This is a genomic window from bacterium, assembly GCA_035703895.1.
Lineage (GTDB): Bacteria > Sysuimicrobiota > Sysuimicrobiia > Sysuimicrobiales > Segetimicrobiaceae > Segetimicrobium.
In genome coordinates, this window is the sequence record DASSXJ010000302.1 from 1 (window position 1) to 10896 (window position 10896).

General features: G+C 62.9%; 11 protein-coding genes. 7 read left to right on the plus strand and 4 right to left on the minus strand.

Annotated features, from left to right (window positions below):
* On the plus strand, nucleotides 1–265 hold a 265-nt coding region (locus VFP86_19860; GenBank protein HET9001907.1), incomplete at its 5' end, for a GNAT family N-acetyltransferase.
* 138 nt (nucleotides 266–403) lie between these two features.
* Here VFP86_19860 and VFP86_19865 read toward each other — a convergent pair.
* From VFP86_19865 to VFP86_19875, 3 genes are all read right to left on the minus strand, one after another.
* Nucleotides 404–892 (minus strand): intradiol ring-cleavage dioxygenase, encoded by a 489-nt coding sequence (locus VFP86_19865; GenBank protein ID HET9001908.1) that lies wholly within the window; start codon nucleotides 890–892, stop codon nucleotides 404–406.
* 102 nt (nucleotides 893–994) lie between these two features.
* Entirely contained in the window at nucleotides 995–1462 is a 468-nt protein-coding gene (locus tag VFP86_19870) for a hypothetical protein (GenBank protein ID HET9001909.1), read from the minus strand.
* Between the two features lie 242 nt (nucleotides 1463–1704).
* Nucleotides 1705–1941 carry a LuxR C-terminal-related transcriptional regulator gene (locus tag VFP86_19875; protein HET9001910.1) on the minus strand — a complete coding sequence of 79 codons (237 nt, stop codon included), beginning with the start codon at nucleotides 1939–1941 and terminating at the stop codon, nucleotides 1705–1707.
* A gap of 432 nt (nucleotides 1942–2373) precedes the next feature.
* Here VFP86_19875 and VFP86_19880 point away from each other — a divergent pair, with 432 nt between their 5' ends.
* Both VFP86_19880 and VFP86_19885 read left to right on the plus strand, forming a co-directional pair.
* Nucleotides 2374–4431, plus strand: coding sequence for an ATP-binding protein (locus tag VFP86_19880; protein ID HET9001911.1), 2058 nt, complete (start codon nucleotides 2374–2376; stop codon nucleotides 4429–4431).
* Nucleotides 4432–4645: 214 nt separating this feature from the next.
* Nucleotides 4646–5053: a response regulator gene (locus VFP86_19885; GenBank protein ID HET9001912.1), complete on the plus strand. Its 408-nt coding sequence runs from the start codon at nucleotides 4646–4648 to the stop codon at nucleotides 5051–5053.
* A gap of 9 nt (nucleotides 5054–5062) precedes the next feature.
* On the opposite strand, the gene VFP86_19890 is transcribed toward VFP86_19885, so the two are convergent.
* Nucleotides 5063–5737, minus strand: coding sequence for a response regulator (locus tag VFP86_19890; protein HET9001913.1), 675 nt, complete (start codon nucleotides 5735–5737; stop codon nucleotides 5063–5065).
* 829 nt (nucleotides 5738–6566) lie between these two features.
* Between VFP86_19890 and VFP86_19895 the strand changes: the two genes are divergently transcribed.
* The 4 genes from VFP86_19895 to VFP86_19910 form a co-directional block, all read left to right on the plus strand.
* Entirely contained in the window at nucleotides 6567–7931 is a 1365-nt protein-coding gene (locus VFP86_19895; GenBank protein HET9001914.1) for an epoxide hydrolase, read from the plus strand.
* A 13-nt stretch (nucleotides 7932–7944) separates the two neighbouring features.
* On the plus strand, nucleotides 7945–9093 hold the full coding sequence (locus VFP86_19900) for a thioredoxin family protein (GenBank protein HET9001915.1): 1149 nt from the start codon (nucleotides 7945–7947) through the stop codon (nucleotides 9091–9093).
* Between the two features lie 300 nt (nucleotides 9094–9393).
* Nucleotides 9394–10620, plus strand: coding sequence for an epoxide hydrolase (locus VFP86_19905; protein ID HET9001916.1), 1227 nt, complete (start codon nucleotides 9394–9396; stop codon nucleotides 10618–10620).
* A gap of 54 nt (nucleotides 10621–10674) precedes the next feature.
* On the plus strand, nucleotides 10675–10896 hold a 222-nt coding region (locus VFP86_19910; protein HET9001917.1), incomplete at its 3' end, for a twin-arginine translocation signal domain-containing protein.

The window sequence follows — 10896 nt, forward strand, 5'->3', positions numbered from 1 at the left end:
GGAAGACCACACGTATGAGATGGGGTTCCATCTTCGACCTGACTATTGGGGGCGAGGCCTGGCGGTCGAGGCCGGGCTGGCGATTATCGCCTTCGCGTTCGAGACGCTCGGCGCACACGCCCTCTTCGCCGGCCATCACCCCGAGAATACCGCATCACGAAAGGTGCTCGAGAAGCTCGGGTTCGCCTTCGCGTACGAAGAGTTCTACCCACCGACCGGTCTCAAGCATCCGTCGTACCTGTTGACGAGCCAAGGTCGCCCTTAGCTCGCGACCCTCGACACGAGCGGGCGACGAAGGCGAGGTTACTCGCCCACCCAGCCGACGGCCTCGCACCACAGCGTCGCCGAGAACGCGTCGCGATGCTCTCCCCCCGTGAAGTCGCCTTCGTCCTTATTATAGGAGTCACACTTCCGGCTCGAGGACGAAGTCGAACGTTCCGGCGGCCGTACCAGGGTGCGGGAAGTACACCGTGACCAGCGTCCGATACCCGGGAACGGCGACACGCAGGTGGATATGCGGCCCTAGGCCGGTGCCACCCGGAAAGTTGCTCTCGAAACGGTATTTTCCCGAACCATCAGTCACGACCGTGCCACGGTGCACATCATCATACTGACCGTCGGGCCCGCGGAGCCAGAATTCTACGTGGGCACCTCTGAGGACTGAACAATCGATGCCCGAGCGTACAATCCCCGTGAGCACGAAGCCGGTCCCGACCCGCGGCCGAATGGGGGTATTCGGCTTGTAGGCGGGATCCCCGTAGCCCGCTTCCGTCAGCGGGCACCGTGCGGCCGTCGACGGCGGCGTCGCGCCATGTGTGGCGCCGGCGAGCGCTCCGAGATTCGCTGCAAGCAGAATGCCCATCGTGAGCCAGGCCTTGCCGTTTGTCTGCACGCGTGAGCCCTCCTGAGTCGCCGGGTGCCGGCCGTTACATGATCCCCTCAAGAGGTTCGCGCAAGAAGACCCCGGCCCTTCCCCTACGCTGTGCTATCGACATCATCCCGGGGAGTCGACGTATCGAACGGAATACTCGGATCCCCAAGCGTTGAGGATCCGTCCCTCATCGTGTGGGTCGAGCCATGCCGCGCCGTCCACGTCGAAATGGTAGATGACGCGGCCGGGGGGTAGATAAATCGTGATCGTCCAGTCACCGCCCATCGTGCGAGCAAGCGGGTGGACGGTGGGACCCCACCCGTTAAACGGACCGACCACGGCCACCCGCCTGGCCCCCGGCGCAAGTGAACCGGGAAATCGAAGGGTGACCGCCGTGAGAGAGGTGAACGCTCTTCGCATGGTCGTTCCTCCGTAGCTTAGATCCCGCGCTGCCCATACGCCAAAGACATCCAAACCCACCTGATCGGCGTGTTCGATCTGCTCGACCAAGTTGCGCAGACGGTCCGATGCATTGACCGCTAGGCTGCTCTCGTCGAATGCCGCCGCGAAGCTATCGATGCCAATTTGCAACTCAGGCCTCGCTCACCACGGATTTCCCTCTGGCCCCGGCGTGTAGTTCACGGGAGGCTACCCTTGATGTTCGCGACCTGCTCGAGGTACGGAGGGGACGGTTCCCTTACGTGTGTAGCATGCCATGGTTGCATGACGGCGGGTATTGTCCAATCGGGCCTCTGTGGCTGCCCATCCGGGCTGCATCGAACCACGCCGCCCCCGCGTGGCTGTGGGCGCGACGGGGGATAGGGGAGCGGGGATTACAGAAGATCGCGTTGCACCGCCGCAACGGCGGCGCGCGCGCGAGTATCCGCACCCAGCTTTCTCATGGCGGACGTGAGGTGCGCTTTCACGGTACGTTCTCCGATGTTGAGCGAAGTCGCGATCTCTTTGTTCAGCAACCCTTCCGCGACGAGGCGCAGAACTGCCTGCTCGCGGTTGCTGAGGAGCGCGGGTGGCCGCGCCCCGCCGGTCGCGGCGGTGGCGTGAGCTCGAATTCGACGCCCTCTTGCTGGAGGTCAAACAAACAATTCATCGCCTCCGCTCGCCCGGGAGAGCCCTTTATTCCGCATTGGACTCATCCTGCACGAAGCTGTATGTCACGGGGTCGGAGACGCGCGGCTTCGGTGTACGGGACGCCCGTCCCCGCGCCGGTCGACCCATTGGCCGGGTAGGAGCCTCGGCCTCAACGCTGGCCCGAGATCCCAGGGTCATGAGAGCCGTTACCGTTAGCCACACCAAGAAACGGTAGACAGAAAATTAGCTACGCGATAGGGGAAGCCGAGAATCTGTCGCAACATGTAACTCTATTCACCTTAACCGGTGCCGTATCCCGGTACTGTGTGCACGGAAAAATGGAAGAGTAACAAGTAAAGACCAGAAGTTCTGGGGAGGACCCACGGGCGCGCTAGGCGAATGCGGGCATCGTCGTGAATCCGCACCGCTGGTTGGCTGATGCCCGCGGCCGCGAGCTCGTCCGCACGGCAGGGACCGTACTTATCGTCTCGGCAGCCTACTACCTCGGCGCAAGGCTCGGGTTGGTGCTCAAGTTTGCCGCGATCACACCATCCGTGCTCTGGCCGCCGAACGCGATTCTCACCGCTGTCCTGCTGCTCGCTCCGCCGCGCCGGTGGTGGATCTACCTTCTGGCCGCGCTGCCTGCCCACCTCATCGTAGAGATGCAGGCCCACTGGCCGACCCCCCTGGTCCTCGTGCTCTTCATCACGAATTGCGGCGAAGCCCTGGTCGCCGCAACTTTAGTACGTAGCTTCAGCGGCGGCGAGGCGACATTCAACACGCTGCGCGGGGTGGTCGTGTTCATCATTTGTGCGGGTTTCGTGGCGCCCTTTGTCTCGACGTTCCCCGATGCGGCGGCGATGGCCAGGTTTCGGGGCGAGGATTACTGGCTCGACTGGCGTACCCGGTTCCTGGACAACACACTCGCTGAACTCACGGTGGCCCCCGTGATCTTTATGGCGTTGCGGACCGGGCGCGCGCGGATCCGGAACCTTGGCCACTGGGGAGTGCTGGAGGGCGTATGGTTCTGGGCGGGATTCCTCATCGTCGGGGTCGTCGTCTTCCTGGGAGCGGAGATCATTACAGGCGACTTTGATGTCCTCTTTCGTATCCCGTTCATCTTTGTCTTGCCGTTTCTCCTCTGGGCGGCCGTTCGCATGGGTCCCTTGGGGACGAGTGTCGGCCTCTTGGCGGTGGAACTCCTTGCGATCTGGGCGGGCGCACGCGGGCGGTGGTCGTCGCAATTTCCGGCTGCGATCGTCAACGTACAGTCGCTGCAGATGGTTTTGATGGCCATCGCCATCCCGCTGATGTGCCTGGCGGCGCTGATCGAGGAGCGGCGGGCGAGCGAGGCGATCAAAAGCGCGATCCTTGCGTCGCTGACCAGCAGCGCCGCCGTCTTCGACCGGGGTGGCCGGGTGCTTTCCGTCTCGGAGACGTGGGGTCACCCGTCGACGGACGGCCCAGGTCGCTCCCTGTTCCGCGACGGCGCGGGGGGGACCTACGCCGAGGTTTGTCGGCTCGTGCTCCCCCCGGACAACCCTTCCCTCGCTGAGAGAGTGATCGCCGGAGTTCGGTCTGTCGTCGAGGACTTCCGCCCCAGCTTCTCGCTGGAATACTCGAGCGGCATCCCCCCACGAGAACACTGGTTCGCGATCTCCGCCTCGCCGCTGCAGAGGGTGGACGGCGGCACCGTGTTGTTCTGCACGGATATCACGGCCCGCAAACGGATGGAGATCGAGACCAAACAGGCCTGGGACGAGTTAGCGCACTCCACGCGCGTCTCCACGATGGGGGCCCTCGCCGCCTCCCTGGCGCACGAGCTCAATCAGCCGCTGGGCGCAGTGTTGAGCAATGCAGAGGCGGGGCAACTGCTCCTCGGCCGGGACGCCATCGATGGTTCTCAACTCGAAGCGATTATGCACGACATCGTTGCCGACACGCAGCGCGCCGGGGAAGTCATCCGCCGGTTGCGGGCGTTGCTGCGAAAAGGGGAGAGCTCGCTACAGCAGCTCGATCTGAACCAGGTGACAAGCGATGTGCTGGACTTCGCCCACAGCGAACTCATCACGCGGAACGTCACCGTGGTTCGCCAGTTCGTACCCAGCCTACCCACCGTGCTAGGCGATCGCGTTCAGTTGCAACAGGTGCTTTTGAATCTTATCCTCAACGCTTGTGATGCGATGAGCGCGGTCCCCCCGGCTAGCCGCACGCTGACGATCGGCACGTCGTCGGGACAGGCGGGTGCCGAAGTGTCGATTAGCGACCGTGGCAACGGCATTGCCCCTGGGATCCAAGACCTGCTTTTCGAGGCGTTTGTGACGACAAAACCGCAGGGGCTCGGCCTCGGACTGTCTATCTGCCGCTCTATTATCACGGCCCACGGCGGGCGGCTCTGGGCCGAGAACAACCCTGACAGAGGAGCCACGTTCCACTTCACCCTACCCGTGGCGCCGCTGCGTGCCGTCTAGGCCGCCGCGTCCGCCGGGGGGGGCGGGGGTGGCCCCCCGGTCGGTCGGGGGGCGAAGGCTCTGCAAGACGCGCCGCGCCTCGTCTATGCAGGATGTGGGAGTACGGGTTCGTATCAGTAGGCAAAATGGATCGATCCGGTTAGCCTGGCCTAGTTGTGTGTCCCTGAGACGTACGTTTGCCTGGTACACTCTTAACTAGTAGGGTAGAGTAACCATGGTGCCGGAGGGAGAACAGGTTAGGGTCGCCGTGGTAGACGATGACTCCAGCATGCGGACCGCGCTTGCGCGCCTGCTCGGGGTCGCGCAGTTCAACGTCCGCACTTTCAGCTCGGCAGACCAGTTACTGAACAGTCCCGCGGAGTTTGAGTGCGTCGTGATCGACGTCCACCTGAGCGGGACGAGCGGGATAGGTCTCCACGCTGCCCTCAGGAGCGCGGGCCGCGAGGTGCCGGTCATTCTGATCACAGGCCACGACGCTTCCTCGGCCGAGGCGTATGCGCGCACGGCTGGGGTTCCTTATTTGAGGAAGCCCGTGCTAGCCCGCGACCTTCTGCGTGCGATGGAGTTGGCGATTAGGGGCGGCAACAGAGCGACGGGTCTCGAGAAGAGACAGAGGGGCTGAAGGCGGCCCTCAGCGCCCCTGGGGGCCTGGCAGGGACACGGGAAGGGCCAGTTCGTCTGCCATCCGGATGAGTGCGGTGAGTGAATCGGCCTCCATCTTCTGCATAACGCGGGCGCGATGCACCTTGATTGTGTACAGTCCAGCCCCAAGTTCACGCGCGATCTGCTTGTTGAGCATCCCCGCCACGACCCGTTCGAAGACCTGGCGCTCGCGCGGGGTCAACCGCCGGAGCCGGGCTTCGAGCCGCTCACGCTTGGCGCGCCGCGCTTCCCGCTGCGCCGCCTCTCCTAGAGCTCGTTCAACGGCGTCGACGAGATCGCGACGAGCCACTGGCTTGAGGAGAAAATCTACGGCTCCGAATTTCATGGCGCGCACGCTCTGCGGCACATCGCCCACGCCCGTCACGAACACTACGGGCAAGTCATGCCCCGCGCGGGCCAAGGTCTCCTGGAGCTGGAACCCGCTTTGCCCGGGCAGGTGAAGGTCCAACACCAGGCAGCCGAACTTTGTCGTCGCCCCGCGGGAAAGAAAGGCCTCCGCGGAGTTGAAGGTTTCCACCTCGTAGCCGGAGGCCCTGAGCAGCCGGCTGATCGCCGTGCGAAATGACGCGTCATCGTCCGTAACGAAGATGACCGGCGTCGACGGTGGCGGGCCCGCCTGATCAGATCCGAGGTGACTGTACATCGTGGCCGTGCTCTCCCGTGACCCGGCTTGATCTTACTTTGAGCAGAGCGACGGTGCCATCATCATATTCGATGTTGGATGGCCCCACCAGTGTGTTCCCGACAAGCCACCCATTGATTCTAACTTTACCCAGCGCCGCCGGCCAATTGCACCAAGGTGGCATGTCATTCCTCCCCCCCCCCGCCCGGACGCCGGCGGTGATAGGGCTCGTGCTGCAAGCGCGCGTCGGCGACGCGGCAGGCACGCTTCTGATCGACAGCCGATGATCGACCTGCTTCGGGTCAAATTGGGCGGATTCCAGATCGTCACGAAGACTCGCCTCGCACCGGGCCGGGCTTTAGCCTCGCCATCTTGGCGATGCCGGAGAGCGGGGGCAGTTAACCAGTCCATCTGATCTTCGGCGCGCCAACCCCGTAAGTCACTTATCAGTTCCCTTCGCGCGGGTTTTTCCTCCAGCATACAGACAGGTGTTCGTTTGGAGGACGCCCGCAGGTGAGACACGCCATCTGGCAGATGTGTGACCTCGATTGACGGCGCCTGTGTAGCCCCGCCGACCTATTCTACCAAAGTGCAATGGCGGAGCGGCCACGCGACGCGGTACCGTAGAGTAAGATCAGCATTACGCCCATTACTCAAACAACTGACGGAGACCATTCCGACGAGAGGGGGACGAGGGTATTCCGCCCGCGGACGGCATTGTCCGATGACTTTTGCCATCTCGGAGGCTACTCCTGGCTCGAAGCGAGCAGGTGAAATATGGTTGAAACAGAGGATGTGTTGCGACGGCAATTATACGGCCAAGTTCGTTTTCCCCGAAAGGAGATCGATCATGTCCGCACTATCGTCATCGCCCGCGCGGCGCAGCTTTCTTGCCACCTTAACAGCCGCGTGTGCCCTCGGTCTTGTCCTGCTCCCTCGCTACGCCCAGACCGTTCCGAGTGCCGATGACCAGGCCTCCGTCATTGGTCTGCTTCCCACGACGGTGCGCGCAGCGGCCGCAGATAACTCAATCCGCCCCTTCCACATCAACGTTCCGGAAGCGGCACTCGTCGACCTCCGTCGACGCATCGCAGCGACACGGTGGCCCGACCGAGAGACGGTCACTGATCAATCCCAGGGCGTGCAGTTGGCGGCGATCCAGGCGCTCGTACGCTACTGGGGGACGGGCTACAACTGGCGGAAGGTAGAGGCGAAGCTGAATGCCTTGCCGCAGTTTGTGACAACCATCGACGGGCTCGACATTCAGTTCGTGCACGTCCGCTCTCGGCATCCGAGCGCGCTGCCGCTGATCATGACCCACGGCTGGCCCGGCTCGATCATCGAACTCCTGAAGGTCATTGCTCCGCTCACCGATCCCACGGCTCATGGCGGACGCGCGGAGGACGCCTTCCATCTCGTGCTGCCCTCGATGCCCGGATACGGCTTCTCGGGCAAGCCGCAGGGCACCGGCTGGGACCCCGACCACATCGCGCGAGCCTGGGCGGAGCTGATGAAGCGCCTCGGGTACACCCGCTACGTCGCCCAGGGCGGCGACTGGGGGTCCCCTATCTCCAGCGCGATGGCGCGCCAGGCGCCAGCAGGGCTGCTGGGCATCCACGTCAACTTGCCCGCGACGGTGCCGGCGGAGGTTGCCAAGGCCCTCAACGACGGCGGGCCCCCGCCAGCGGGACTCTCCGAGAAGGAACGCGCGGCGTTCGACTCGCTCAACACGGCCAACAAGAAGGGGGACAGGGGCTACTTCGTGATGATGACTGCGCGGCCGCAGGCCGTCGGGTACGGCCTGACGGACTCCCCGGCCGGTCTCGCGGCGTGGATGCTCGTCCATCCAGGCTTCGCGCGGTGGACGTACAGCGGCGGCTTTCCCGAAAGCTCCCTGACGAAAGACGATGTGCTGGACGACATCACGCTGTACTGGCTGACGTACAGCGCGACCTCGTCAGCACGGCTGTATTGGGAGAACAGCGGACGCAACGTTGTTGTTGCGGCCGCGCAGAAGACCGCCGAGATCTCGCTCCCGGTGGCCATCACGGTATTTCCGGGGGAGAGCTATCGAGCTCCAGAGACTTGGGCCCGGCGCGCCTATCGCAATCTGATCTACTTTCACGAGGTGGACGAGGGCGGTCACTTCGCGGCCTGGGAACAGCCGGAACTCTTCGGTGCCGAGATCCGTGCGGCGTTCAAATCGCTGCGCTAATTGGAGCGAGACAATGTCCGAGAAAATCGACCATGATCGCCGCCGCTTTTTGGGCCTTGCGGCCATGAGCATTGCTGCCGCCGAGCTCGGCGTGATCGGCTCTGCGAACGCACAGTCCGGCAAGACAAAGCCAGCAAGTCAGCCCACGGCGGAGGCGCGGCAGTTGACGCCCGGAGCGGTTCAATCAAGGCCAATACCCATTGAAGGTGAGCTTCCTTCTCTCGGCGGCGCGACCGGGTGGCTCAATTCGTCACCCTTGACGGCGGCCGGCCTGCGCGGAAAAGTCGTCCTCGTCGAGTTTTGGACGTATACCTGCATCAACTGGCTACGCACACTTCCCTATGTCCGCGCGTGGGCCGAGAAATATAAGGATCGCGGATTGGTGGTGATCGGCGTGCACTCGCCTGAGTTCGCATTTGAGAAGAACGCCGAGAACGTTCGCCGAGCCGCAAAGGACCTGAGGGTCGATTATCCGATCGCGGTCGATAGCGACCACGTGATATGGCGTGCGTTCAAAAACGAATATTGGCCGGCCCTCTATTTCGTCGATGCGCAGGGGCATATTCGACATCATCAATTCGGCGAGGGCGAATACGAACAGTCGGAAATGATCATTCAGCGATTGCTGGCCGAGGCCGGCATCGGCGGCATCGGGGATGAACTGGTTTCGGTCGATGGCCGTGGTGTCGAAGCGGCCGCCGATTGGGGCAGCTTGAAGTCGCCGGAAAACTATGTCGGCTATGAGCGCACCGAGAACTTTGCGTCTCCCCGCGGTCCCGCATTGGACAAGCGTCGCGTCTATGCCGTCCCCGCGAGGTTGAGCCTCAATTATTGGGCCCTTTCGGGTGATTGGACGGTGAAGACACAGGCCATTGTGCTGAACAAGGCCAACGGGCGGATCGCCTACCGCTTTCACGCCCGCGATCTTCACCTCGTCATGGGACCGGCAGCGCGAGGAACCTCCGTGCGATTTCGGGTGCTCATCGATGGACAGCCGCCGGGCGTCGCTCACGGAGTTGACGTTGACGACCAAGGCAATGGCACAGTTGCCGTACAGCGGCTGTATCAGCTAATCCGACAATCGAAGCCCATCGTTGATCGACAGTTCGAGATCGAGTTTCTCGATTCAGGTGTGGAAGCCTTTGTGTTCACGTTCGGCTGATCCACGACCAGAGGCTAGGCACGCGATCACGACTGAAAGGAGCACACACCACAACGAGTGGATGGCGAGCCCCGTAGTCCTGATGGCCACCTGGACATTGGATGGTCTCCCGGCACCTCGGGCATCGCCACCAACCCTGAGGTGAATGGAGGAAGATAAATGCCTGAAGAAACCAAGCACGATCGCCGCCGTTTTTTGCGCCATGCCGCCATGACGATCGCGGCCGCCGAGTTCGGCATGCTGGGTTTTGCGGACGCGCGATCCAACACAGAGCCCTCAGGGCTAAAAGGAGAACAGAAAATGAGCCAACCCACTCAGGCCCAGTCTACATCCCAAGCCCAAGCCGTGCATCCCTTCCGCGCCAACGTGCCGGAAGCGGGCCTCGCCGACCTTCGCCGACGCATCGCGGCCACCCGCTGGCCCGAAAAGGAGACCGTCGCAGATCAGTCGCAAGGCGTGCAACTCGCGACGATTCAGAAACTCGCGCACTATTGGGCGACAGATTACGATTGGCGCAAGTGCGAGGCCAAACTGAACGCCCTGCCGCAATTCATGACGAACATCGATGGGCTGGACATTCACTTCATCCACGTCCGTTCGAAACATGAAAATGCGTTGCCGCTGATCGTCACACACGGATGGCCCGGCTCGATCATCGAGCAGCTGAAAATTATCGGTCCGCTCACCAATCCGACGGCGTTCGGCAGCCGGGCAGAGGACGCCTTCGATGTCGTGATTCCGTCGATGCCGGGCTACGGTTTCTCCGGCAAGCCGACGAGCACCGGCTGGGGCCCCGAGCGCACGGGCCGAGCCTGGGCAGAACTGATGAAGCGCCTCGGCTACACCCGCTACGTCGCCCAGGGCGGCGACTGGGGTGCGTTTGTTGTTGACCAGATGGGCTTGCAGGCGCCTGCGGGATTGCTCGCCATCCATACCAACATGCCAGCCACCGTCCCAGCTGACGTCGACAAGGCTCTTCAAGCTGGCGATCCGCCACCCTCCGGTCTCTCAGCCGACGAAAAACGCGCGTACCAGCAGCTGGTCGCGACATTCAAGCAGGTCGAATACGCAAGGATGATGGCGGCCCGCCCGCAAACTTTGTACGGCATTGCGGATTCACCCAACGGCCTGGCCGCCTGGCTTCTCGACCACAATGATGCTGACGGCCAGCCGGCCGCGGCGGTCGCTTCTGCTCTGAACCGGACCACGAGCGCCACAGGCGAACTGACCCGTGACGAGATCCTCGACAACATCACGCTCTATTGGCTGACGAACACGGGGGTCTCCGCGTCTCGTCTCTATTGGGAATATAAGGGTGGCTTTTTCAACGCCAAGGGCGTCTCCATTCCGGTGGCCGTGAGCGTCTTCCCCGGCGAGCAATATCAAGCGCCGCGGAGCTGGACCGAGCGGGCTTACCCTAAGCTCATCTACTATAACCGAGCGGAAAAGGGCGGCCACTTTGCGGCCTGGGAACAGCCGCAACTCTTCAGTAAGGAGCTACGAGCGGCGTTTCGATCGCTCCGCTAATCGGACGTTCCACAGCTAGGCGGACACGTCCGGCAAGGGGGGGTAGGGGGATCAATGTCTGGAGAATCCAAACAAGACCGCCGCCGCTTTTTGCGCTACGCGGCCGTGACGATCGCGGCCGCCGAGGTCGGCATAATCGGCTTTGCGAATGCGCAATCCAACAACGAGCCCTCAGGGCCAAAAGGAGAACCGAAGATGAGCCAAGTTGATAAGGTCGCGTATGCATCCGAAACCCAAGCCGTGCGACCCTTCCGCGTTAACGTGCCGGAAGCGGCC